This is a genomic window from Trichocoleus sp. DQ-A3 (assembly GCF_039961975.1).
GTDB lineage: Bacteria > Cyanobacteriota > Cyanobacteriia > Cyanobacteriales > FACHB-T130 > FACHB-T130.
Genome location: NZ_JAMPKC010000001.1, coordinates 220,959 through 245,327, shown reverse-complemented (window position 1 = coordinate 245,327; position 24,369 = coordinate 220,959). Strand labels below are relative to the sequence as shown.

Genomic DNA, 24,369 nt, shown 5'->3' with positions numbered 1-24,369 from the left:
GTGGATGGAGTTGTACCCATGACTAAAGACTAAAGACTCTGACTTTTGATTTATCTGGAATCCAAACAAGTTTAGAAAATTTCAAAAGCAAAAAGGCAAAGAAAAGATTTCCTCTTCTTTCTTTTGCCTTTTGCCTTTTTTAGTGCCGTTAATTTCCCTATAAGCCACCCGTTTTTTTACTCTCTGTAGCCGGTACGACTTACTGGATCTGGATCGCGGTAACGGGTTGGTTCTTCATGCTTGCGACCCGCTAAGCCTGCTAAACCAAGCAGTCCCAGCAAGCCCAACCAGCCCCAATCAAAATTGCGATCGCTTTCAACGGTTCTAACGTCTTGGCGAGGATCGGTGTTTGTAGTTGTATTTGTATCAGTATTCGTTTGAGCAGAAGCAGGCACAGTCAAAGGCAGAACCGCCATGCTTAAGGAGAGAACGCCAGCTCCAATAAATTTTGATAAATCAGATCGTTTCATAAATAAGGCTCCTTGTCCGTTCTTCATCACAAACTTATAGATTTCCCTCCAAATCAGAATCAATCTACGGCTATAAATTAAAAACTTCTAGACTCTAACTATAGAGATAGAAAATGTCTCTTCTTTCCACCATTCTCTCCCTCTTTATAATTAGGTAATTTTCAGGGTATAAACCAAATTTAACTTTTTAAGACTGGGGATCAATAATAAGCTTGCGAATTCATGTGAGTTTGGCTTAAGCAGCAGGTAGTAAATGGTAGTCAATGGTGATAGAGGGCTGCTTGGTTTGGTGGCTCTTGCAATCAATCCGCACACCAGGTTGACCAGAAAGTTGCCCGACTGCGGTGAGGGAGCAGCCCATTTCTGCAAAAAGGCGCATGGAATTCTCTTCTAAACAGACTAAACCTGCAAGACAAGGGTTCTAAAGTCCCCGTACCGTCTGAACTCTGTTTGATAAAAGCTCTCACAACTTCTGCCCTCTTCATCTCAAGGAGATAGAAGTTGCCAGGATTTACTTTTCTCCAGAGATAATGGCACCCATCAGGGTGTCTCCCTGAGGTGATGAGAATGCTCGCTCCGAGAAATGTTCTTCAACTGGTCAACTTCAACTGGTCAATCAGTGTCTCAATCATCGACCGCTTCCGCAACACCGTAAACGTTCTCGTTTACGGTGTTGCAGCCTATCAGCGAAGCAATTGTGGCTGCGGACAGGGTTTTCAAACCTTTAGAACCAGTTATCGACACCGTAGAACTTTTCTTTTTATCTGAGCATGGGACAAGCAGATGGATGGAGAATTCAGCAGTTTCGGCCTATCTGTTATGGCTGTTCTTTATCCCGAACTCACGGTTACGTAATCTGCGTAGGCTGTCAGCATTGTGCGTATTACCAGTTCCCGCTCGTGTTTTAACCTGACTCTGGAAATTTCCCCATTCTTGAGAATACTGAATTTTTATGGATAGCGCTGTCAAATAAAAAGCGCTATCCGCAAAATCCCTGAAAAGCTTTCAGAATATTTACCGATGTGCTTCAAAAAAAAGTTTTGACCCTGAGGAAAATACTGCTTTAAATTCAAAACTAATTGGTAGCTTTGTAAGTGTATTTAAGAGTTTTACGTAAATATTCAATACTATGAAGAAGCCAAAAAGAATTAGAAAAGCTGTAGACAAAGAATTATGATTTCAGTTATTAATAAACAAGGAAAAGAAAACACACGTCTGCACCGGGCTTCTAAAGTAAAAATAAACTCAATTATTTTGGATGTATTTGCCGGTTGGATGGGGTGAAGTCGTTCATCGCCTTGGTAGAGGTACTCAAATGAAAATCAAACTAATTACTAGTCTGCTCGCCGCTGCTGCTGCCCTGACCGGCGTCATCTCTGCAACTGCACCGGCATCGGCTGAGATTAACTGGGGTTCTGTAAATACTGCACCCACAAAGAATGCATTGAGCCAATCTGATGATTTTTCAAACATCAGCACGCTTATCGATAGCTTAAACACGCAGATCAATAAGTCTCAAGAAAAATACGCATTTCCAGACTTGAGCCTTTTAGGCGGTAAATCATTTGATTTAAGCAAATTAACGTTGCAAAACGATACTGATGTTCGTGCTTACTTCGTCAATGAAGGGGCGGATTATAACAATCAGCTAGGTTATCAAGCACTTGACAGTAACGGCGACATTGTCAAAGATGGAATGGCTTTCTGGGAACTCAACAGCACAGAAAGTATTAGGGAAAACCAAACTAGCTTTACTAATCTGAAGCAAGGAGATTGGGTCAACTTAGGCAACTTCAGTAAAGGTACAACCCTGAATTTCCAGTTGAACGCCAATAGTTTATACGGCACCAGCAACTCCTACGGCATTTACAATTCTGCTTTTAATGCTCCTAACCCTGATGGGCTACAGCACGCCAGAGGATATCTCTTTAACTCCCGTTACCTGGTGATCGGTTTTGAAGATTTGTACGGAGATGGAAGCGAGACTGGCGTGACTCCAGCCTCTGACCGGGATTTCAACGACACAGTTTTCATCGTCGATATCGGCAACCAAAGTCTGCAAAGCGTACCTGAACCATCTGCAACGTTGGCACTGGTAGCTGCAAGTACGTTAGGGATGTTTGGCCTGCGTCGCCGCCGCAACAGCCAAATCAATGGCTAATCCCCTGGCCTATCGCTGATAATCTTTGCAAGTTCAATTAGTCAATAACCCCTGTTTCTAGCCTGCACCCTGCGGGCTTTTTTATTGGAAGCTTATGTAGCAGCTGCTTCGCTGTAAGCTTAGCCAGTGAAGCAGCGCATAGATTAGGATATTTCCCCTAGGGGTAGTTAAAATCATTCAGGCTGAGCCGTGGGATGAGATATCTAACAGCTTGTTCGCCTGAAGCGAGCAATCTGAGGCATTGTAAAGAATATCTGCTCTCTGGCGCTAGCTAAAATAAGGCTATGTCTCAATCTACCTCTGCCTCCAACCCCTCTCACTCCGCTGCTAGCTCATCTGATATGCGGCCTGTCTTCATCCTGGTGGATGGTCACTCGTTAGCCTTCCGCGCCTACTTTGCCTTTGCTAAAGGGCGGGATGGAGGCTTAAAAACAAAGACTGGGATTCCTACCAGTGTTTGTTTTGGCTTCCTCAAGTCGTTACTGGAAGTAATAGCATCCCAGCAACCTCAGGCGATGGCGATCGCATTCGACCTGGGCCTACCCACTTTCCGCCACGAAGCCGACGATACCTATAAAGCTGACCGCGCTGAGACGCCAGAAGACTTTATCATCGACCTGAAAAATCTTCACGACCTTTTAGATGCCTTCAATCTGCCAATTGTGACGGCACCGGGGTATGAGGCAGATGATGTCTTGGGAACGCTGTCACAAAAGGCGAGTGCGGCTGGGTATCGGGTAAAGATTGTTACGGGCGATAGAGATTTATTTCAACTGGTTGACACTGCAAAGGAAATTAGCGTTCTTTATCTCGGTCAAACCTTCTGGCAACGTGGCAGCAATACAGGGCCAGTAGAATTTGGGCCAGAGGAAGTTAAAGAGAAACTAAAGGGCATTACACCAGAGCAGGTTGTCGATTACAAAGCTTTGTGTGGCGATGCCTCCGACAATATCCCCGGTGTCAAGGGAATTGGCGACAAAACAGCCGTGAAGTTGCTTACAGAATACGGCTCCCTGGATGGGATTTATGCCTCATTGGATGAGATTAAAGGAGCAGTCAAACAGAAGCTGGAAGCCGGGAAAGAAGAGGCATACCGTTCCCAGCACTTGGCAAGGATAGTTCTTGATGTCCCTCTAGACGTTAGTTTAGAAGACTGCCCGCTGAAGGGATTTGATAACGCCGAGCTAGAACCGCTGCTAGAAAAGTTAGAGTTTAGGACTTATTTGAGCCGAATCAAGCAGTTGCAGCAGGCATTTGGCGGTGTGGCAGAGGAAGCTAAACCCGTTGAATCTAAAGAAGAACTTGAACAAATCACCTTTGATGATGGCGATTCCTGGTTTTTCAGTGCCGCTGACACCGAAGCGGCTAGCAAGGCAGACACAAATGCTGCGAGTAAGATTAGCGTCCAAATTATTGATACTCCAGAAAAACTGACAGAACTGATAAAGCATCTGCAAAGTTGCACCGACCCTGACAACCCAGTAGCGTGGGATACGGAAACGGATTCCCTAGAGCCACGAGACGCCCAACTGGTGGGGATTGGCTGCTGCTGGGGCATTGATCCATCTGAAGTTGCTTATATTCCCACGGGTCACAAAACTGGTGAAAATCTGGATAAAACAGCCGTCTTAGAAGCGTTGCGTCCGATTCTAGAAAGTGCTGAGTATCCCAAGACGTTGCAGAATGCCAAGTTTGACCGGCTAGTGCTGCGCTGTCAGGGAGTTAACTTGGTTGGGGTGGTGTTTGACACAATGCTTGCCAGTTACGTGCTAAATCCAGAAAACAGCCACAATCTCGGCGACTTAGTATTGCGGCATCTGGAGTTAAGTATCAGTAATTATGCGGATGTGGTGCCCAAAGGCAAAACGATTGCCGATATGAATATTCAGACGGTAGCCTACTACTGCGGGATGCAAGTCTATGCCACTTTCCAGTTGGTACTAAAGCTACGAGAAAAATTAGAGGAAATCCCCGCTCTTCAACGGTTGTTACGGGAAGTAGAACAACCTTTAGAACCAGTTCTAGCCCAGATGGAATATGTGGGCATTCGGATCGATCCGGCCTATCTCCAGACACTCTCTCAAGAACTGGAAAAAGATTTAGCAGGAATTGAGCAAAAAGCTTATCAGGAAGCTGGGGAAAAATTTAGCTTGGGTTCACCGAAACAACTGAGCCAAATTTTATTTGACAAGCTCAAGTTGGACACCAAAAAGTCTCGGAAAATTCAGTCGGGTTATTCTACAGATGCGGCAACGCTGGAAAAACTGCAAGGCGATCATCCACTTGTCGATGCCGTTTTAGAGTACCGCACCCTTTCCAAGTTGAAGTCTACTTATGTGGACGCTTTACCCTTGCTGATAAGACCCGATACTCAGCGGGTGCATACAAATTTTAATCAGACAGGGACGACGACAGGGCGATTGTCTTCTTCTAATCCCAACTTACAAAATATTCCTATCCGCACAGCGTTTAGTCGGCGAATTCGCAAAGGATTTGTACCGGAACCTGGTTGGTTACTGGTTGCAGCTGACTATTCACAAATTGAGTTGCGGATTTTAGCTCACTTGAGCCAAGAGCCGGTGCTGATTGAGGCATACCAGCAAAATGAAGATATTCACAGTGTCACCGCTCGGCTGTTGTTGGAGAAGGATACGGTGACATCTGAGGAACGCCGATTGGGGAAAATTATCAATTTCGGCGTAATTTACGGAATGGGAGCGCAGCGATTTGCGCGGGAAGCTGGGGTGAAGGCAACCGAAGGCAGATTGTTTATCGATCGGTTTAACGAGCGCTACCGTAAGGTTTTTGAATATTTGGAGCGGGTGAAGCGGGAAGCGATCGCTCACGGTTATGTCGAAACTATTTTAGGACGTCGCCGTTACTTTAACTTTGAGGGCGGCAGTCTCCGCAAGCTGCAAGGGAGCAATCCCGATGAAATTAACCTTGACAAACTCCGTAATTTAGGACAAGCTGACGCCGGTTCGCTACGCGCCGCAGCTAATGCTCCAATTCAAGGTTCTAGCGCCGATATCATCAAAATTGCAATGGATAAACTGCACAAAGTTTTGCAGAATTACCAGGCGCGTTTATTATTGCAAGTTCACGATGAATTAGTGCTTGAAGTTCCTCCCTCGGAATGGGAAGAATTACAGCCTCAGATTTGCTCAACGATGGAAAACGCCGTTTCCTTGAGCGTTCCTCTTAAGGTTGATGTGCGTGCAGGGCAGAATTGGATGGAGACGAAGTAAAAAACTGTAGTTTCGACAGCCTTTCCTGTATGACTGTTCGATTGGTGGTTAAGCTCAGCGTGGGATAGAAGCGCGATCGCATTTCGCTGCACCACTCCAACTGCTAAAAGCCAGTAACAGGCGTCCGAAACTATTGGACAATGGAAACGTCTGTCCAGATGGACTTTTCTTTTGTAGTAAATATTTATAATGACCGGCACTCGCAAACTCATCCAAAATTCTCTCATCTGGACTGGTGCAGTTGTTCTCATCCTTGGATTAGTGGGATGTGAAGCTATTTTTGGTTCTCCTACTTACCCGGTTAAGCGAGTCAGCGATGGGGATACTCTCGCCGTGACGGATCGCAGTGGGAAAAACATCAACGTGCGCTTTGCTTGTGTGGATGCTCCAGAAGTTCCCCATTCCAGTAAGGAAAAAGCAAGCAAAAAAGCAGCAGATCAAAACCAATTCAAGTGGGGCATAAAAACCCAGCAACGATTGCAAGAATTGGTACAGCAAGGAGGCGATCGCGTTCGCTTAACTGTGACTGATACTGATAGGTACGGGCGTAAAGTTAGCGAGGTGCGCCTGCCTGACGGCACTTTTGTTCAGGAAGTGTTGGCAAAAGAGGGACTGGTACTGGTGTATCGTCAGTATCTAAAAGATTGCCCTAGCGCTGCTATCGTTGAGCAAGCAGAAGCTGAGGCGAAAAAGAGTCGGCGCGGCATTTGGCGTGACTCCAAGTTTCTGCCGCCGTGGGAGTATCGCAGTGAGAGTAAGTAGCAAAGGCTGATAGTTAATTGCAATGGACAATAACCATCAAAAGTCTTCGTCAGCATACTCACTGGCATCTTCTGATTGAGACTGATTACTGGAAGGCGATCCCCAAACAATAGGCACGATTGCACTCCCAATCGCCCCCGCGCCAGCACTAAACGCTAGCACGACGCCTACTGGCATCCGGATCGACTGGAAAGTTAGAAATTTCACCGATACCGGCGTGATGTTTTGAATGGACAACAGAGCGATCGCTGCGACGGAACTGGCTAAAATCAGCGAGGTAAGCAGGTTGGTAAGGGCTTTCATGGTGATAATGGCGACTGAGTAAGTTCCTGCTACCAAGTAGGAGCAAGGAAATTGCTCTTGCTCCTACCTATCATTTAGACTGTGACGGGTTCCAGTTGGTTAATGATTTGTTCCATTTGCTGGGCAATTTGGGTCATTTTTTCTGGAGTATTCGTTTCCAGATAAACCCGCATTAGCGGTTCTGTTCCAGAAGGACGCAGGAGTATCCAACTGCCTTCTTCTAAGTAGAGTTTGATCCCGTCTTTACGCCCTACTTCTCTCACTTTAATTCCTGCCACTTCTGCTGGGGGATTTTTGGTGAAATCATCGATTACAGCGGCTTTGTGGGCGTCCTCTAAGTGCAAATCGAGACGTTTGTTGTACAGAGGGCCATCGGCTTCTGCGATTACTTCTTCTACTAGCTGACTTAAAGGCTTACCTTCGTAAGCGATCGCTTCTGCGACTAGCATATCGGCTAAAATCCCGTCTTTTTCGGGAATATGTCCGATAATGCTCAATCCACCTGATTCTTCGCCGCCGATCAATACCTGCGTCTCGCGCATTTTCTCGCCGATGTATTTAAAGCCTACTGCTGTTTCGTAGATTTCCAAGCCGTACTTAGCAGCGAGGTTATCCAGCAGGTGGGTGGTGGCAACGGTGCGGACAATTGCGCCAGTTTTGCCTTTGTTTTTGACTAAGTGACGCGCCAGCAGCAGCAGCACCGTGTTCGGTGTCAGCACGTTTCCTTGTTCGTCAACAATGCCGAAGCGATCGCTATCTCCATCCGTCGCCAAACCTAAATCTGCCCCGTCTTTTTTCACTGCTTCGACGAGTCCAATCAATTCCTCTCCTTTTGGTTCTGGCATTCCACCGCCAAAGAGAACATCGCGATAGGTGTGGAATGCCTCTGTATCGCAACCACAGCGCTCCAAGACGGTATCCAGGTAGCCACGAGAAGTGGAGTAGAGGGCGTCGTACTTCACCTTTAGCCCTGCGCTCTTAATTCGCTCTACATCCAGCAGGGTGTAAATAAACTGGAGATAATCTGGCTTGGGATCAAAGGTAGAAATCTTGTTGGCATTGTTGCCACTCGGCGGCTCATCCGTAGCGTCTTCAATATTTGCTACAATTGTATCCGTAATTTCCGGTGTAGCCGGACCCGCGTAATCGGGGATGTATTTGATGCCGCAATAGGGAGCTGGGTTATGACTGGCGGTGAACATCAGTGCCCCAGCAGAGTTGAGAAGCTTAGCGTTGTAGGCAATAACTGGTGTCGGGCAATCTCGATCGACAATTTTCACCGTCCACCCAGCGTCTGCCAAAACTTCAGCAGCAGTCCGGGCGAATTGGTCGGCTAAAAAACGGGTATCGTAAGCTACTAAGACGGGACGGTCTTTGGAATAGGCGTTTTCGAGATAACTCGCGATCGCCCGCGTTACTTTACACACATTGGCGAAGGTAAAGTCATCGGCGATAATCCCACGCCATCCATCGGTACCAAATTTGATCTTGTTTGAACTGCTGGCTGCGCTCATCTTAACCACTTCCTCTTGATTCCACCTAAATACTACAAGACGCCTATCGCTTCAATCTCGCTACCGGATGACAAATGGTTTGTATAAACTGAACAATTTGTTCGCACCGGCAGAAAATCTAGCTGAATCTGAGGATACGATAGACCCAACCCTTAATTGCAAACAAGGGTAGCAATCAGGTGTTAATTGCCGTTGCAAATGGTAAATTAGCTGCAAAAGCAATATGAGCCATCCGCTATCGCCTCGCGCCTGCCATTAGGAAAATCATCTCAAAGGAGCCGTAAGCCATTGTGAGCCAGACAGACACGCCAAACCTACAAACGCTTCAATCTGACGCAACTCGCCTGCGCGAAGAGTTGCAGATGCGAGATCAACTGGTTCAGCAGTTGTCTCAAGAACTATTCCGGTTGGTTAAGGGCAATGCTAATTTTATGCCCAGACCGGAAGTTTCTGAGCGGCACATGGCTCAGATGAGAGCGCTGCGAGAACAACTGCAAGAGGTCGAGCAGCAGGTAACGTTCTACCAGGAACAGATTACAACCCGCGACACCGAGATTTATCAATTGCGGCAGTCTGTACAGGAATTGACCGACCGCAGCCGGATGCTAGAACAAGTGGTGCAGGAGTTGCCACAGATTTATCGCCAGAAATTTGCCGAACGCATGGCACCCGTGCGGGAGAAAGTGGCGATGCTACAACGGGAAAACCGTCAACTCCATGCCGAGTTGCAAAGTGTCAGCTACCGTCTAGCTGTCAGAACCCGTCGCACGACGACCGGACTCGATCTGCCCAGTTTCCCGCGTACGGGTGTTCGTAATAGCCCGATTCCAACCTTTGGTCATGCGTAAAGTTCTGATTGTGGTTGATGCTGCTGATGAACTTCCGGTATCGCCCACAATAGCCGAAATTGTTTCTGCCCTCAAGCAAAGCGCGCTCAATTCCCCAGTACCGACAACGATACAAATTGTAGAGACGCAATTTATTGCCTCAGTCTGGGCGGACTTGCAAAACCAAGCAGAAATTCTTTGGTGTCCTTTAACGCTGAATTTGCCAGAAAGCTTGGAATTTCCAGCCCAATCCCTTTATCAGGCTTGCCGCGATGTGACTGGTTTACGCCAGTTGGTGGAGCAATTAGGATCGACGACGGGTGTCGGTGATTTCTGGTTGCCAATCGTTCTTACGGCAAAGGGGCCGCTCTACGGCGAGGTAATTGGTAGGGTTGAGGATGATGAAAGTAGGCGCTTAGAACCGACTTTGAAAGGTTATCGTCAGCCAGTGCATCTATCGGATATCTGGCGTCAGCCACTGTACCAACTGGGGCATCGATTGCTGCAATTTTTATCAGCGCCACCAGCTGTTTATTTATTACAGTTCGGCTTTCAAGAGCAAGGGATTTTTTTTGACCGACTTTTGCCGTTTCCAGGGGAACCAGCGATCGCTAGTATTAACGTCCAAAAGCCAGATTTATTTACCTGTCACTGGCACTGCTTGACGGGTCAAGCAATTTACGATCTCCAAATCAACGCCTTTCACGACTAAGAAGTCGCGGCTAGGCACTTGTAGGGACTCTGATTTATCCGGTTTCCCTATTTGGGCTATCGATCCCTTGAACTGGGCATGAATTCCGTGAAGCTCGATCCAACAAAATACGGCTTAGCACTACATACCAGCAGTCCTGAACTAGGTCTAGCACTCAATAACTTTTCTGGAGATTCGCGCTGCCAAACTTGGGATTTAGGGCGCGATTTATCCACTCATTTACATCATCATCTGGCTGAGTTTATTCAGCCGCAGATGTGGGCTGATTTGAAATTTCTCTGTGTGGCAATAGGCCCAGGCAGCTTTACAGGGACTCGCATCGGTGTTGTTACAGCGCGGACACTGGCGCAACAGTTGGATATTCCTCTGTTTTCCGTCTCTACACTGGCATCTGTGGCTTGGTCAGAAGCCAATAAAAGTAAACACCAAGGCGACGGAAACGGTGAAGAATCTTCACTCAGTAATGCGATCGCTGTCCAATTGCCAGCTCAACGGGGTCAATTATTTACCTCCATTTATCAGGTATTGCCATCCAGTTCGGGACTCTCTCAGATGTTACCAGATAGCGTAATGACACCGGCAGTATGGCAACAAACTCTGGACAGTTGGCATCCCTATCAGCTAATTGATATCGCTGCTGGAGCTGGGCTAGGGGCAACCGTTTCGAGCCTACTAGAACTAGCCTATCTAGATTGGCAACAGGGGAAGCGTCCCCACTGGTCAGAAGCACTACCCTTTTATGGTCAACACCCCGTTGAGGAGAAAACATCTGGGTAGAATCAGCGGATGCGATCGCTTAAAGATATCAAACAGGCGACCTCTACAATAACTTCGACACTATCTCAAAAATTGAGATGTATCACCCCTTGGCGCTACTGTCGCATAGAAGATACATCAAAAATTCTGCTTGACATGGGAATCCGTTGATTAGTGGCTGTACTGTCCGCTACAGGGGAGCTAGAATCAGTAGCTTTATTTCCAGCTTCAGAAACAACAACTTGCTCAGCATTGGTAGAATTGACGACAGTATTACCAACGTCAGGTTTAACACTTGTATTCCACTCTGCGGTCTGTTCAGAGGAGCTTGAGTCGATAGTATCAACAATGTTAGTTTCTAAAGGAATAACCGTTTGGGCTTGAGAATTAGCCGCAATTAAAATAGAGCTTTGAGTTAAAATAAAAACTAGCAAAGAAAAAATAAATTTAGCCACTTTGACTCAACCTCCTTCAAATAAATAATTAACTTTTGCAAAAGCAAAAATAATCTGTATCTATCTGCAATTACAGATAAAAATTTTGAAATCAACCTATAAGTTTTTATGCCGTAAATGTTTTCCAGGGTAGACAAATACAGCAAAATTTACAATTTCTATTGATGTTGATTAAAGAGCGACAAATAACAATTAGAGATTCTTGTAGTTGCCACTATAATTCCTTAACCGAACCTTATGTCAATTTATAGCTTCTACTCTTCTATCTACAAGCGAGATAACACTGAAACTAAAAAAATATTAAATTAAAAAAAAGTAGACTTAGTAAAATTACGGTAAATTTGGATAAAGTTTTTGTAGCTAAATAAAGGTTTGATGAGGTGTAAACTGGCATTTTGCATCAGAATATCATCCTGAGCGACATCCAAGAACTCCTGCGATGTTGCACTTTGCTGAATGTGACAAGTGTAGATAGGGAAATTTTCCTAGAAGGAGAAGCTAGTCCGTAATATACCTACAGCGATTGGGTCGCTAGCGGGTGTATGTCCCGGTTCAAAAATAAAGACTACCCCTGGCGTGATGCTAATGTTGTCCGTTGCCTGCCAACGATAGAACGCTTCTACATGAGTGGTCGTTCCAGGTTGTCCTCCTTCTCTGCCCAAACCCGTATTGAAAAAGTCAGGGATATTATTTCCTACGGGCAAATCGCTGCTAACAATTTTTGGTGGTTGTCCAATATAAATTCCTCCCAAATTTCCTTGTCCAAATAAATCGGGAAAATTGAGATACACCATATAGTTAGTTGTTTCTACATTTCCCGATCTTCCGGGAATGTGGGAATTGGTATAACCAGCCCATCCACCTAACGAAATGCGCGGCGTAATTCGCCAGTTAATCGTGGCACCAACGGCATTAGTTTGCAGGGATGCTGAATTACCAGTCAGTGGATTAATAGCACTCAACTGGTCGTCTCCAATCCCAGTCAGCAAAGAACCATTGGGAGAGTAGTCATTAACATAATACAAAGTGATATCAAGCGGATCGGTTGGGGTAAGCGCTAGTTGGACACCTGCGGTATTGTGCCCGTCAGGTCGTCCATCGCTATGAAAAAATCCTGGAATAGTCGTTGAGTAAACCGCCTGCAAACTGGCACGTTTAGCAAATTGCCAATCAAAACCGATACCGCCACGACCAAAGCCAATATTCAGAATTGGGTTTCTTTGGGCAAAAGCAGAAATTGGACCTGTAGCAGCGCTTTCCACACGATTTGGGCCTCGGAAAGCGTAAGCCATATTTACTCCTTCTGTCCCCACGAGAACAGCAAATTTGTCGGTGAGGAGGAAACGGTAGTTTAGATCGCTCAAAATCACATCGTTATCATTAAACAATTCATAGCTCAGTAGGACATCGTTAGTTAGTCGAGGTGCAGTGGTTCCTTGACTCGCTTGGAGACCTGCTAACAGGTAACTACGTTCGTCAAATTGGGTAGTTAGATACAGCTGATTAAAATTAATTACGTTAATATTTGTACCCCGATCATCAGTCTCTTTTTTCCCATCTCTAGGAAATAAATCGGCACGATTGTTGCTACGCCCTTGAACGCCAACAATTGTCAGTCCGCTCAATTTAGTGGTTGTAGAAAATTGGGTTGCTTCTATTTCCGCAATCCGAGCTTCCAAGCTACCCACTGAACCCCGAAGACTGGCCAATTCGATTGCAAATTCTGATTGCAATCGCTGTAAGGTAGCCAAATCCTCTTGTCTGATTCCATCAGCAGTTGCTATCGGAACCAGGTTAGTAATTTGCTCCAAACAAGCATTTAACCCGGCAGCAAATTCATACCGCGTTAGGGCACGATTACCACGATAAGTACTGTCCGGATAGCCCGCGATACAGCCATAGCGTTCGATAAGCGATCGCAGTGCTTCATATGCCCAATCTGTGGGTTCCACGTCTGTCAGCTGAGAAACATTGGTCACTTGCTCCATCGAAGCTTCAGCAGCGTCTGACTCTTCTGCATTTTCCTCCTCTAGTTCCTCCACCTGTTGCAAAGTCGTGTTGTTATCAGGCTGATTATCCAAATTTGGTAAATCTGAATCTGTCTTTAGAAACGTACTAATTTCTTTGCTACCTTGAGGAGTTTTATCTACATCCGCAGAATAAGCAGTTTGAGAGACAAAGCCACTGACTAAAATCCAGCTAAATAACCCGTAGTTCAAACTTGAACAAATAATTTTTTTGAATATAATTTTCAATATCATTTGCTTCCAACTCCTATCAGATCACACGTTTCCGAGCTATATGAATAGCTCGGAAACAAACTCAACAAAAAATTTAGCAGAGTCAGTTCACAAATATGACCGACTCTGCTAAATATGTCACACAAATTCGCAAAAAACTTTTAAAATTACCGCCGCAAACTCCGGGGATCGAGGGCATCCCGCAGCCCATCGCCTAGCAAGTTAAATGCTAATACAGTGAGGATAATCAATAGCGCTGGAGGCCAGATCAACCAAGGTTGTAACACCAAAATTGATGCATTTGTTGCTAGCGATAGCATATTCCCCCAAGACGGATCTGGCTGCTGAATTCCTAGCCCAATCAAACTCAGCACTGATTCCGCGACGATAAAACCAGGAATTGCCAAAGTTGCCGAGATAATCACGTAGGTAGCAGTTTGCGGCAACACATGACGAATGATAATGTACAGCGGTTTTGCACCCATTGCGCGTGCTGCTTGCACAAATTCCCGCTCTTTAATGGACAGCACCTGTCCCCGAATCACCCGTGCTAACCCAGCCCAGCCGACGAATGAGGTAATCAGGACAATTAATAAGAATCGCTGGGCACTCGTTAGTCCTGACGGTAGCACTGCGGCAAGGGCAACCAACAGATAAAGGCTGGGAATTGTCATCAGCACTTCCACAAAGCGCATTAAGATGCTGTCGGTTGTGCCTCCGAAAAAGCCAGAAATCCCCCCAACCAACAAACCTAGGGGGAAAGATATGGCAATTCCCACTAGACCAATGCTGAGGCTGATTTTGCCTCCGTGTAGCAGACGGCTGAACTGGTCGCGCCCCTGTTCATCGGTGCCTAACACATTCAGTTTGCCTTCCCCAAGGGTGCCGAAGAGATGCCAATTAAAGGGAATACCGCTAAGAATTTCCACCTCATCAAATTTGGGTGGCAGCGGTAGGCGAAGCTGAAATAGTTGGTATTTCGGTCCCCGGACAAACAGGCGAACAGGTGAAGGTTTTTGGAAGTCTACAATCACTTTGCGATCGCCCGTCTCTAAATCTGTCGGCCCCTGAGTCGTCGGATAAACGTGCGGCCCAATAAATTGTCCCTCACGGTTGCGCCAGTAAATCTGAGTTGGTGGCAAAAGTGACGTATTTGGCTGTACATCACACAGTCCTTGAGACAGGTCATAAGAGTCACATGGACGATAAGGCGCAACAAAATCAGCTGCAATAACGCTAAGGTAAAAAATTAACAGGATTAAAGCGCCAAAACGAGCTAAGGGATTGTTTTTAAGCTTTTGCCACCAGTTCATAAAGTTAGTGCTTAGGAGTTATGAGTTAGGAGTTTTAAATTAAATCATAAGCTAGAATTTAGTATTTCCAAGCTTATTTGGATTGTTCGCTCCTAACTCCCCACTGGTTCCCTTTCTAAGCTCCAACTACTAACTGTTCTTCCAGTTGCCGTCGCTCATCTTCGGCACTTTCGTGCTCAACAACAAACACATTCGAGTAGAGGTTTGCAATGATTTGCTTACCCTGCTGAGTTAGCGACAGGTAGCGAAGCGCATCTTGAATATACGGAAATACCCCATGCCAGTAAAATTTGGGATAGTTCCGCCGCAAGTCTCCAGGATGCCGATAACCTAAGGCTTGATTGACGCCAGTTTCTTCAAACTCATAGTACAAGGCACCAATTTTCTTCAGGTAGCGGGGATCGCTCAGCTGACCAATCAAGTCAGATGCCCGAACCAAGCCTGGATAATTAACCGTATCTTGATGATCCTCTGCTTTTGGGACTGGAAAACGAGTGAGTTCAATATTGCGCTTGATCAATTCCGCATCAATCAGCTTATGACCGCCAAAGCGCTCTTCAATAAAGAGTTTGGCTCGATCGACGTGATACGGTGTCAAGCTGGCATCTGAAGATCCACGAGGCACGGAAACCATTTCTGCATCCTGCCCCGTCGCATACAGTCTTTCGTAGTCTCTATCTAGGCGACACACGCCCTTCACGTAGCCAATGTCATGGCAAACCAAGGAGAGAATGAAGTGCAACCAGTCTTCACAGGACACCCCGCCCTCGCGGATATGTCTACCGCGCAAGATTTCTTGCCCGACCAGAGCGACTAAAATTGAGTGTTCAACATTGTGATAGAGGGCGTCGCTGTTGGCAATGTTTTCCAGAGCCATACCCCCCGCCCAGGCAATAATATCTTCGTAGTCGGGCTTGTAGCCGCCGTAAGTGCGTCGGTAGCCTTCACGAATTCTTTGAACAAAAGAGTCAATTAGAATTTCTGTAGCGTTAAACATCCTTAGTTCTCGCTGATACTGAGTGCAGTGAGGGGGCGTTGCTGATTTGGGAAATAATTGAGCATGAGGCGATCGCTCTCACGGTACCCAATCATTTTGCTGGTGGCGCTACGCCATAAATCGAGTTAATCCGAGGATACAACCTTGTCCTCTGTCGAACGAAATAGATACAACCCCTACCCTTCCAGCATGCAACAAAATTTGGCGACTGGGGTTGTTAATTGTCATGGTTGCTCTGTGTTTCGCATCACAATTCGTTCTTTTACCGCCAGATGGGGGTTTGATACTGCCTTATGACTTGAGTTTGTTGAAAAATTGGAAAATGAGTCTCAACGCGATCGCCTAAAATTCTGTAGTCGAAGAAACTGGGACTATAGGGCTTTTGGGCTATTCCGGTCAATCAGCTTAGTTTCTTCTAACTTTTGCTAAATTAACATTTCCAAAACCAATAGCGCCAATTAATTTGGCGCTATCAAGCGTGTTGTTAAAGATTGTTGACATGAGCGAAGTCGCCAGTTTTAAATCTCACCACACTGGCAGCAGTTTCTTCGATAGATTTTTACCAATAGATTTAGAAGTTTTTTTTGCCACCAGTTAATATTGGGGAGCGGAAAAAGTTTAAGAGTTCTCGATTGACGGTTTGGGGAACTTCTTGCTGCATCCAGTGACCGCAGTGACTAATAAATTTTAGGTTGAAAGGAGCAGCGATTAAGCGTTCCATGCCTTCGGTGAGTTTTCGAGTCAAAAAGGCGTCTTCTTCGCTCCACAAAATCAAGGTAGGCACAGTGACGGGATCGGGCGATCGTCCCCAGTGATGCAGCCAATTTTGAGGCGACAAAGACGATCGATAGTAGTTAATTGCCGCCGCCAAAACCCCAGGCTTTGCCAGTGCTGCCTGATACACTTGGGCATCCTCGGCAGAAAACGCGCCTTTGCGAACCGCCTGTCCCCGAAACACGTTATTTACAAAATCTTTTAAATTTTGCTGAATCAGCCACTCTGGCAAACCAGGAATCTGAAACGCCAGAACGTACCAGCTGCGGCGCAGGTGATCCAAGTTTCCCGTCAATTCCTGCCAAAACCTGTACGGATGCGGCGCATTCAAAATAGCCAGACGATTCAGAACGTCTGGAAATTTCTGCGCTAGATGCCATGCGATCAATCCGCCCCAATCGTGACCAACAATATGTGCCCGGACATACCCTAAATTCTCAATCAGACCCCGAATATCGGCGCTAAGAGTATCCAGGTCATAACCACTGAGAGGCTTATCCGAATCGTTGTAGCCCCGCAAATCGGGAACCACCACCTTAAAATGGCGAGCCAGTGCTGGGATTTGATGCCGCCAGGAATACCAAAACTCTGGAAACCCGTGCAACAGGATAACTAGCTCTCCTTCTCCTTGGGTGACACAATGTAAGCGAATGTTGTTGGTCTCAATAAAATGGTGTTGCCATGCACAATCAAGGGCGGTCATAGACATCTCTTCCGGCATCCATCGCCAGGGGTTAGCACGTAGGTTTCTCACTTTTCAGATTAGCAGTCCTAGGACCTAATCTGTCTAAAGAGAGTGGCGAAACCTTGCTACGCTAACTCCTTTAGCCTCGCTGGGGCACGGCAGGACGATACTCAGAAGGTTTGATTTGGTATTTAACTAGATTGGCTAGGTCTTGTAGCTGACAAATCGCTTCAGCGCCCTCTAGCTTCATTAATTCACGGTCATCCCGCATTTCTGTCCAGGTAATCCCATAATCCGAAACTAAAAAGCGAATTAGATGGTTGTCACCGAGACTAACCATAAATGATGCGCTATTCATTTGGCCTCCGCAGGTATAGCAAGAAGCCAGATAGCCTCGCTGCTCTAGCACAATCGCCAGAGCTTGGAGGTTCATCACTAGATCCTGTACAAATTGACGGTGTTGCTCTGCAAGTCGTAGAAACACGGTTGTCCTCCAACCACCACACCTTAGTTTAAACCTTTTATACTTTCTTAAGATTTTGCTCCCCAGGCATGACGGTAAATTAATTGAGGAGCATAGGAAAATTTAGAACTTGACGGCTCCCTGATTTGCACCAGGTTAACTTGACTATTCAGAAAAGCCAAGTATCAACAATAACAGTTTGAATGATACTCCTGCATCCTAAACAGCAGTGCTAAAGGTTACTTCTAACTAAAGACGGACTTAGCAGTAAAGTGTTGCCAGGGGCAGAATCATCGCTGCATTTAAGGGGATCGCTTGCTAAGGATAAGAATAATCAATTAAATCTAGTCCTATGGGCGAAACTTACTTATAGATTTAGAGACAAAGCCTCTGATAGCTTTGGTTTACCTGTTGGCAAGACAAATCTATCAAATACTTTGTCTCTAAGCACTTCACCCAACCAGATTTTTAGGAAGGTCTAGTTGACGACCTGCCACCAACCAAAGGAAGGTCCGATGAAGCGGATAGTTATCCAAAAAAGGATCAGGAAACCGATACCGTACCAAGCCCCCTGACCGGAGATTTTCACAAACTGTTGTGCCTGAGTTTTAGTGATCGGCACCCAAGGAAGGATATAGGTATCTTGACCATACTTCTCTTTGAGTGCTTCTTTCCGACGCTTGGATTCACCCATAATTTTTGGTGATGCCTTTAGACATTTGTTTATCATAACGCTGGCGTGGGAGCCGCAGCTGAATGATTGATTAAATTACAAGTATTGAGACAAAGCGATGAGCTGCGAGGGGTGTGGGAGAAGCTAGCGATCGCTTGTAAACCAGTTGCTGTCCAAATAGTTGATCCGAGCCAAAGGACTCAGTGCTTCCAGCACTTGAGAGCCGTAGCTGCGGTTATTGACGCGACCATCGAGGAGAGCAACGACGCCCCGACATTCTCGCACGGGGGCGATCGCTCGCTGCAATTCACTCAAAGCCACCGGCAACAGATACAAGCGAAACCAATCTTTCCGCTGTTCCTTGTAATGAGCAACCCGGCCTGCTACCAGGGGATTTTCTAAAGAAGGGATCGGCAATGTCGCCATCACTAGCAACTGGGGCGCAGGCAACACCTCCTGATAATGCCGCCAGAATTCCCATCCCGTTACTAGAATGCCATTGTTTGACAAACTAGTTTTTTCCACTTGCACGCGGGAGCCAAACTCAGCCGCCATCACAGAGGCCACCTGGGCTTTTAAAGGCGTATCCTCCACCAGGATCACTGCTAGTCTTTGAATGTCGGGATTCTCTGCCAGCGACCGATCCATTGTCTCAACTAGCTTCTGGACTTCTTGAATCAGGACTCCCTGAAATTGGGGTGTATTCGGCATGGGGAGACGATCGGGGAGATATAGCTGAATCAGTTCGTTCTGCCTGTCTGGAGAAAACTTCAGACACGTTAGGTTGCCCAATCCTACCCGCTGACGATAGGCGATCGCTTCTGTCTCTAAATCCAGTGCCGCACCAATCAATACCACCGGCTCGTGGTGCCAGATTTTTTCTAAAGCAGTTGCCACCTCAACGGGGCCGCAATACAAAGAAAATTGGCCCTGACTCCGAGCAATTTCTGCCCACATGAGTTGGTCTTCTGCTTGCAACCGATGCCAAAAATTTCTCCAAGCCGGGGGTAAATTTGGCGAGGCGGGAAATTCTCCCCCTCTCCCACTCCCCTGCTCTCCAGACGGGATCGTTCTTGTTTCGACAAGATTCTGTCTGCCTTCAACTCCTATCGCATTCTCTAAGACCGCATAGAGACGCCTCAAGATGTCTTGCTCAGCAGGTGAAATCAGATAGCACTCGTAAGGATTGGCTGGATGCTGGAAGACAGCTTTTGTTAGCTGTACCCGCGCATCCCGGATTGCCTTTACCTTACGGGGAAAGGCCAGCATCAACTCTTCCCAATCGCTGGGTCGCAAGCTAGCAGTCAGTTGGTCGCGTGCCCACTCTTCCAAGTCATCGGCACCATCAAAAATAGTCGGAATGCCAAAGGGTATCCGATTTAGCCCTTTGAGGCGGTCAGCTAACCAAACCTCTGGAGAGATTAACAGCAGTCCCTGAAAGTCAGCGTCAGGCCATGCATCGCCTGTTAGGATGGCTTTTTCCCTCCCCATCCACTGTCGCATCTGAGGAATTTCCACCTCTAGCAAGCGTTGCTGAACTGATTCTGGAGCCACCAGGATGACAGATTTCGTCCATAGCAGTGCCGGTGCTAGGTAACTCAGGCGATACTTCCCCGTACCGTGCGAAGAAACTCCAGTCTGAATCAGGGCAGAACGCCCTAATCTTAAAGCCCGTGCCACTAGCCTCGCCATTGTCAGATGATGAGGCCAAGAACGATTCTCCTGCTCGCGAAGGAATGCACGTAGTGAGGAATGAACTTCTACCTCTATCACTTTAGATTTGAGACTTTAGAGTTAGGAAAGCAAAAAGTAAAAAAGATCGCTTTACATATTTTCTCTTTTTTTTCGCCTTTTGCCTGCTGACCCTTTGTTCAACTTTGCTGTAATTTTTCTAAATAATCAAATTCCTTGACAAATTCAACCAACGTACCCACAGGAGGGAGAATTGAGCCTTGCGCTTCAACTAAGTTGTTTTTTGGCAAAGCCCTGGAATTAGATTGACTTTGATTCATAAACCGTTTCCCAAACACTGGGTGATGATAAACATTCAAGGTTTGATCCGTAGAATTATTTAGCACCGTCTGGGTTGGAGCCTGGAAGAAGTTTAATTTTCTTTTCAGTTCGGGCACCATTTTGCAAATATCGAGACTACCGACTTGATCGATTGTTTTATTAAGGGAGGCAGTTAATTGCTTGACCCGCTGAGCATCTTTATGCCCTAGTGATGATTGATTTTGAGATTGAAGTAGGTTCACTAGAGCGCTGATATTTTTCTGAGTTGCTACTGCATCGTTGAAGGGAAAAATAGCCACGTAAGCCAAGGGAAATAATTGATCGTTGCTATCAATTCTGAAAGTGAGAATTGTTTTTCGAGCGCTGACTTCCAAACTGGGAGGATGAGCGATCCCCGGATAATGCTTAGAGAGGTGATGATAAGTAGTGGCTAGTGCTAAATTTGCTTCTAAATCTAACGGTGCATCTACGATAATTCGGACGGTTGGCAGCGTTTCATTGAAGAACTTTTTTGATTCTTCAGTGGTAAGACGAAAAATTTCCGTGCGATCGCCATCCGGACTCAAGTCAACCCACTCGCAGGTCACTCCTTCGGTTTTCAGGCCGAAACGGGAGACTGCATACAGTTTTGCCCCGGTTAGAATCGCCCCGGTCAAGTCAGCTCCAATCCAATCGGCTTTAATCAATCGAGCTTGGGTAAGATCGGCGTGAACTAAGCTGGCATTGAGTAAATTAGCATTGCTAAGGTCTGCGCCGATTAAGTTAGCTCCGCTTAATTTTGCGCCGCTTAAGTCTGCCCAACGCAGATTTGCACCGCTTAAGTCTGCCCAACGCAGATTTGCGCCGCTTAAGTCCGCTCCGCTGAGATTTGCGCGACTGAGATTGGCTTGTCTTAGTTCTGTCTCTCGGAAATTGGCACCGCTCAAGTCGGTGCGGCTCAAGTCGGTGCCATTTAAGTTTGCCTGCTCCAAGTTGGCTCCCGTCAAAAAGGCACCTCGGAGGTTGGCTTCATTTAAACTGGCGCGACTGAGATTGGCTTCTCTAAGAGTGGCTTCACGCAAATCAGCACCGCTGAGGTTCGCTGATTTGAGATTGCATCCACTCAGATCGGCGCGAATTAGCTCGGCTCGAATCAAGACGGCTTGAATGAGCTGCGCCCCCCCCATATCCGCTCGAATCAGGTTAGCAACGTTGAAGTTTGCCTGGTTTAAGATGGCATTGCTAAGATTGGCTCCACTGAGCCTCGCGACATTAAGTTTGGCTTGAGTCAAGTTAGCGGCTTCGAGATTGGCACCGCTGAGATTCGCCACGCTTAAATTAGCGCCTGTCAAATTAGCGCCGCTGAGGTTGATGCCACTCAAGTTTGCCTCACTCAGGTCAATCGCCGCGAAGTTTCGCGCACCGGCTGCGTATCTTACTATCAGTTCATCGACATTCATTTCGAGCCACCTTGCCAGCATTCTCATTTTATGGTTAGGAGGAGGGCGCTACCAGCAAGCCTTGAGGTTCATTTGTCGTTTTGAGTGGCTGGGTGAGTTTGCAGCAGATGAACCCTGGCTTTGCTTGCGTTGAGTCGGGATTTTTCCCGGCATCTATCTAAAGTTGTACAAAGTTGTACAAGCACTAATCTAGCGTGCCCCTCTGTAAATCTTAGAAGTAAGTTCAGTGAGGGCATCCTCAGAGTGATGAAGGATGAATGAAGAAATCTATTATGCTCCCTACCTCATCTGTTTGGAAGGGCTTTACTTTAAGAAAATAGTCGTCCAGCCATTTTGACAGAAGCCTAAAGAGCGGCTGATTGGATCGTGGGGTAAGTTGGCACTGTATGCTAGAACATCATGCTAGAACATCGGTACAGTAGTCCCAGAGAGAACCCCTCTCCAGCCCTCCTTGTTTCGGGGAGACAGCTAAATTGCTCTTGTTTTCCTCATTTTGAGGAAATTTAGGAGCTTATACCATTTTAGATTTTGGATTTGAGATTTTGAACTGTAGAAGACTTGCGGGAATCGCGAAGCGCTGACTTGTCTGTTCGCGTCTGAGCCAGTAGCCATTTCCAGCAAGTTATTTGTGCCGATCTTACGGTGAAATAGTGTTAGACAGAACCATGAATATTGGGATTGTAGGGTTGGGGCTAATTGGCGGCTCGCTGGGTTTGGACTTACGAGCGGCTGGCTATCAGGTTTTGGGGATCGCGCGTCGAGAGCAAACGTGTGTTGATGCGATCGCGCGTGGAGTTGTGGATGATGCGAGTGTGGATCTGGCACTCTTGGCAGCTGCCGATGTAGTTTTTGTGTGTACGCCCATTAGCGCGATCGCCCCAACCGTACAGCAGCTGATTCCTCATTTGTCTGCCAACGCCATCATCACAGACGTGGGTTCGGTCAAAAAGCCGGTGGTGGAAGCGCTAGAACCGATTTGGACGAACTTCGTGGGGGGGCACCCGATGGCGGGGACGGCAGAAAGTGGTCTGGAAGCAGCTCAGACTCAGCTATTTGCTGGGAAAGCTTATGTATTGACGCCGGTGAAGACGACGCCCCCAGCAGCCGTGAATATTGTCGAGGAAATCGCGCGATCGCTCAAAGCTAAAATCTATCAGTGCCGTCCAGAAGATCACGATCGCGCGGTGGCTTGGATTTCTCACTTGCCGGTGATGGTGAGTGCTGGTTTAATTCATGCCTGCATCAACGAAACCGATCCAGCGGTTCTAGAATTAGCGCAACAATTGGCAAGTTCTGGCTTCCGGGATACCAGCCGCGTCGGCGGAGGCAATCCAGAGTTAGGCGTGATGATGGCGCGGTACAATCGCGGGGAATTACTGCGAAGTCTTCAACAATATCGAACCGGACTCGATCAAATTATTTCTCAAATTGAGCGAGAAGACTGGAACGCATTGCAGGAGAAACTTTCTATCAACCAGCAGACACGACCGAAATTTTTAAACCTCGAATAGGGTTATTGTAAAAAGCGCGATCGCTCTACCGGACTATCGCCCATTAGGCAACGACAGCACAATCTGCCGCAAATGAGCTCGCTTTCCTTCGCTACTAGCTACCTGTTAGTTTTTCCAACTTTGCTCCGCAAATTTTGCAAAACCGAGCATCTGTATCATGGGATGATAAACCGCAAGTAGGACAAAGGGTTTCTACCTGATTAGCTGTTTTAACTAATCGCTTGATCAAGTCGCCCAATTGCCAAGGAATCAGAGCAATTCCGGTCAAAATCATTAAGACTGTCATCAAGCGACCTCCTTGTGAAATTGGTGTTACATCGCCAAATCCAACTGTTGTCATTGTGACAATAGAGAAATATACAGCATCCAAAAAAGTAGCGAATACTTGAGGATTTACTGGATGCTCAACTTGATAAATCAAGCCGGAATAAACAAATATGATTGCTAATAAAGTAAATAATATTCGAGCTGAAATCTCTCCATCTTCATTGATGGTGCGACCAAATAATCTTTTACCTTCTATAAATCGAAGAAATCGCAAAATCCTAAACCATCGAAATACCCGGATAAAGCTGATATCTACCACTCCTAATAAAAATGGCAATATTGCTACTAAATCTATAATTGAATAAACACTTAATATATGTTGAACTTTATTGTCTGCACACCATAAACGAAGCAAATATTCCCATGCAAAAAGTAGGAAAATTGCATAGTCTATAGTATTAAGATTAATTCGGACGTAATTTGGGAGTGGATAGGTTTCGATAACAAAAATTGCTGAAGACAGCAAAATCATTCCTGTAATTAGGAAGTTGAACGCTTTTCCTGTTGGTGTTTCAATGTCTTCTAAATAAAAAGCAATTTTTTGCCGCATCTAGATAAAATCACAAAACGAAAATTGGCAGCTTGATATCAAACAGGAGAAAGTCGGGTAATCGATAATCGGTAAAAATCTTTAAAGATAGAGCGATAAATCACGTTTGAATTTTGAATTAATTATTTTGAATAACTCAAAGTTTTTGTTTCTTTTTTAACAAAGCAAACCTCAGT

Annotated in this window: 21 protein-coding genes; 7 read left to right on the top strand and 14 right to left on the bottom strand. The window is 46.2% G+C overall.

Translation table 11 applies throughout. From position 1 onward, the window contains the following. Positions 1–176: 176 nt before the first annotated feature. Complete coding sequence (locus NDI44_RS01010) at positions 177–470, bottom strand: WGxxGxxG family protein (protein WP_190413041.1); 294 nt, start codon at positions 468–470, stop codon at positions 177–179. Positions 471–705: 235 nt separating this feature from the next. After that, positions 706–849 carry a hypothetical protein gene (locus NDI44_RS01005; protein WP_190413040.1) on the bottom strand — a complete coding sequence of 48 codons (144 nt, stop codon included), beginning with the start codon at positions 847–849 and terminating at the stop codon, positions 706–708. Between the two features lie 936 nt (positions 850–1,785). Here NDI44_RS01005 and NDI44_RS01000 point away from each other — a divergent pair. The 3 genes from NDI44_RS01000 (at position 1,786) to NDI44_RS00990 (ending at position 6,641) form a co-directional block, all read left to right on the top strand. Then, positions 1,786–2,631, top strand: a complete 846-nt coding sequence (locus tag NDI44_RS01000) for a DUF4114 domain-containing protein (RefSeq protein WP_190413039.1) — start codon at positions 1,786–1,788, stop codon at positions 2,629–2,631. 284 nt (positions 2,632–2,915) lie between these two features. Next, a complete protein-coding gene (gene polA / locus NDI44_RS00995; RefSeq protein ID WP_190413038.1) occupies positions 2,916–5,879 on the top strand; it encodes a DNA polymerase I in 2,964 nt (987 codons plus the stop codon). Positions 5,880–6,068: 189 nt separating this feature from the next. Next, positions 6,069–6,641, top strand: coding sequence for a thermonuclease family protein (locus tag NDI44_RS00990; RefSeq protein WP_190413037.1), 573 nt, complete (start codon positions 6,069–6,071; stop codon positions 6,639–6,641). A gap of 36 nt (positions 6,642–6,677) precedes the next feature. Here the strand turns inward: NDI44_RS00990 and NDI44_RS00985 are convergent, their stop codons facing one another. Both NDI44_RS00985 and NDI44_RS00980 read right to left on the bottom strand, forming a co-directional pair. Beyond that, the gene (locus NDI44_RS00985; RefSeq protein ID WP_190413036.1) at positions 6,678–6,944 is read right to left on the bottom strand and encodes a LapA family protein; all 267 of its coding nucleotides are present in this window, start codon (positions 6,942–6,944) and stop codon (positions 6,678–6,680) included. A gap of 74 nt (positions 6,945–7,018) precedes the next feature. After that, complete coding sequence (locus NDI44_RS00980) at positions 7,019–8,458, bottom strand: phosphoglucomutase/phosphomannomutase family protein (RefSeq protein ID WP_190413035.1); 1,440 nt, start codon at positions 8,456–8,458, stop codon at positions 7,019–7,021. 290 nt (positions 8,459–8,748) lie between these two features. On the opposite strand from NDI44_RS00980, the gene NDI44_RS00975 reads away from it, so the two are divergent. The 3 genes from NDI44_RS00975 (at position 8,749) to tsaB (ending at position 10,774) form a co-directional block, all read left to right on the top strand. Next, complete coding sequence (locus NDI44_RS00975) at positions 8,749–9,306, top strand: Npun_F5560 family protein (protein WP_190413034.1); 558 nt, start codon at positions 8,749–8,751, stop codon at positions 9,304–9,306. Further along, on the top strand, positions 9,299–9,997 hold the full coding sequence (locus tag NDI44_RS00970; protein WP_190413033.1) for a hypothetical protein: 699 nt from the start codon (positions 9,299–9,301) through the stop codon (positions 9,995–9,997). The genes NDI44_RS00975 and NDI44_RS00970 overlap by 8 nt, the downstream gene beginning before the upstream one ends. 78 nt (positions 9,998–10,075) lie before the next feature. Then, on the top strand, positions 10,076–10,774 hold the full coding sequence (gene tsaB / locus NDI44_RS00965; protein WP_190413032.1) for a tRNA (adenosine(37)-N6)-threonylcarbamoyltransferase complex dimerization subunit type 1 TsaB: 699 nt from the start codon (positions 10,076–10,078) through the stop codon (positions 10,772–10,774). Positions 10,775–10,869: 95 nt separating this feature from the next. Here tsaB and NDI44_RS00960 read toward each other — a convergent pair whose 3' ends face one another. From NDI44_RS00960 to NDI44_RS00920, 9 genes are all read right to left on the bottom strand, one after another. Next, positions 10,870–11,208: a hypothetical protein gene (locus tag NDI44_RS00960; RefSeq protein ID WP_190413031.1), complete on the bottom strand. Its 339-nt coding sequence runs from the start codon at positions 11,206–11,208 to the stop codon at positions 10,870–10,872. A 485-nt stretch (positions 11,209–11,693) separates the two neighbouring features. Continuing rightward, positions 11,694–13,469, bottom strand: coding sequence for an iron uptake porin (locus NDI44_RS00955; RefSeq protein WP_190413030.1), 1,776 nt, complete (start codon positions 13,467–13,469; stop codon positions 11,694–11,696). Between the two features lie 146 nt (positions 13,470–13,615). Further along, positions 13,616–14,761: an ABC transporter permease gene (locus tag NDI44_RS00950; protein WP_190413029.1), complete on the bottom strand. Its 1,146-nt coding sequence runs from the start codon at positions 14,759–14,761 to the stop codon at positions 13,616–13,618. Between the two features lie 115 nt (positions 14,762–14,876). Next, positions 14,877–15,758 (bottom strand): Npun_R2479 family HD domain-containing metalloprotein, encoded by an 882-nt coding sequence (locus tag NDI44_RS00945; protein WP_190413028.1) that lies wholly within the window; start codon positions 15,756–15,758, stop codon positions 14,877–14,879. A 571-nt stretch (positions 15,759–16,329) separates the two neighbouring features. Next, complete coding sequence (locus tag NDI44_RS00940; protein ID WP_206753538.1) at positions 16,330–17,235, bottom strand: alpha/beta hydrolase; 906 nt, start codon at positions 17,233–17,235, stop codon at positions 16,330–16,332. A gap of 121 nt (positions 17,236–17,356) precedes the next feature. Further along, entirely contained in the window at positions 17,357–17,701 is a 345-nt protein-coding gene (locus NDI44_RS00935) for a DUF1815 family protein (RefSeq protein ID WP_190413027.1), read from the bottom strand. Positions 17,702–18,158: 457 nt separating this feature from the next. Then, positions 18,159–18,374, bottom strand: coding sequence for a DUF2839 domain-containing protein (locus tag NDI44_RS00930; RefSeq protein WP_190413707.1), 216 nt, complete (start codon positions 18,372–18,374; stop codon positions 18,159–18,161). 123 nt (positions 18,375–18,497) lie between these two features. Then, on the bottom strand, positions 18,498–20,126 hold the full coding sequence (locus NDI44_RS00925; protein WP_190413026.1) for an ATP-dependent DNA helicase: 1,629 nt from the start codon (positions 20,124–20,126) through the stop codon (positions 18,498–18,500). Between the two features lie 98 nt (positions 20,127–20,224). Continuing rightward, positions 20,225–21,805 carry a pentapeptide repeat-containing protein gene (locus NDI44_RS00920; protein WP_190413705.1) on the bottom strand — a complete coding sequence of 527 codons (1,581 nt, stop codon included), beginning with the start codon at positions 21,803–21,805 and terminating at the stop codon, positions 20,225–20,227. Positions 21,806–22,470: 665 nt separating this feature from the next. Between NDI44_RS00920 and NDI44_RS00915 the strand changes: the two genes are divergently transcribed. Continuing rightward, positions 22,471–23,316 carry a prephenate/arogenate dehydrogenase gene (locus tag NDI44_RS00915; protein WP_190413025.1) on the top strand — a complete coding sequence of 282 codons (846 nt, stop codon included), beginning with the start codon at positions 22,471–22,473 and terminating at the stop codon, positions 23,314–23,316. Between the two features lie 94 nt (positions 23,317–23,410). On the opposite strand, the gene NDI44_RS00910 is transcribed toward NDI44_RS00915, so the two are convergent. Then, entirely contained in the window at positions 23,411–24,193 is a 783-nt protein-coding gene (locus tag NDI44_RS00910) for an ion transporter (RefSeq protein WP_190413024.1), read from the bottom strand. Between the last annotated feature and the right edge of the window lie 176 nt (positions 24,194–24,369).

Bases quoted from the DNA above. Each gene is read 5' to 3' on its own strand.
- NDI44_RS00955 (WP_190413030.1), bottom strand. From the start codon at position 13,469: ATGATATTGAAAATTATATTCAAAAAAATTATTTGTTCAAGTTTGAAC.
- tsaB (WP_190413032.1), top strand. From the start codon at position 10,076: ATGAATTCCGTGAAGCTCGATCCAACAAAATACGGCTTAGCACTACAT.
- NDI44_RS00915 (WP_190413025.1), top strand. From the start codon at position 22,471: ATGAATATTGGGATTGTAGGGTTGGGGCTAATTGGCGGCTCGCTGGGT.
- NDI44_RS00970 (WP_190413033.1), top strand. From the start codon at position 9,299: ATGCGTAAAGTTCTGATTGTGGTTGATGCTGCTGATGAACTTCCGGTA.
- NDI44_RS00985 (WP_190413036.1), bottom strand. From the start codon at position 6,944: ATGAAAGCCCTTACCAACCTGCTTACCTCGCTGATTTTAGCCAGTTCC.
- NDI44_RS01005 (WP_190413040.1), bottom strand. From the start codon at position 849: ATGCGCCTTTTTGCAGAAATGGGCTGCTCCCTCACCGCAGTCGGGCAA.
- NDI44_RS00990 (WP_190413037.1), top strand. From the start codon at position 6,069: ATGACCGGCACTCGCAAACTCATCCAAAATTCTCTCATCTGGACTGGT.
- NDI44_RS01000 (WP_190413039.1), top strand. From the start codon at position 1,786: ATGAAAATCAAACTAATTACTAGTCTGCTCGCCGCTGCTGCTGCCCTG.
- NDI44_RS01010 (WP_190413041.1), bottom strand. From the start codon at position 470: ATGAAACGATCTGATTTATCAAAATTTATTGGAGCTGGCGTTCTCTCC.
- NDI44_RS00920 (WP_190413705.1), bottom strand. From the start codon at position 21,805: ATGAATGTCGATGAACTGATAGTAAGATACGCAGCCGGTGCGCGAAAC.
- NDI44_RS00930 (WP_190413707.1), bottom strand. From the start codon at position 18,374: ATGGGTGAATCCAAGCGTCGGAAAGAAGCACTCAAAGAGAAGTATGGT.
- NDI44_RS00910 (WP_190413024.1), bottom strand. From the start codon at position 24,193: ATGCGGCAAAAAATTGCTTTTTATTTAGAAGACATTGAAACACCAACA.
- NDI44_RS00945 (WP_190413028.1), bottom strand. From the start codon at position 15,758: ATGTTTAACGCTACAGAAATTCTAATTGACTCTTTTGTTCAAAGAATT.
- NDI44_RS00980 (WP_190413035.1), bottom strand. From the start codon at position 8,458: ATGAGCGCAGCCAGCAGTTCAAACAAGATCAAATTTGGTACCGATGGA.
- NDI44_RS00950 (WP_190413029.1), bottom strand. From the start codon at position 14,761: ATGAACTGGTGGCAAAAGCTTAAAAACAATCCCTTAGCTCGTTTTGGC.
- polA (WP_190413038.1), top strand. From the start codon at position 2,916: ATGTCTCAATCTACCTCTGCCTCCAACCCCTCTCACTCCGCTGCTAGC.
- NDI44_RS00940 (WP_206753538.1), bottom strand. From the start codon at position 17,235: ATGACCGCCCTTGATTGTGCATGGCAACACCATTTTATTGAGACCAAC.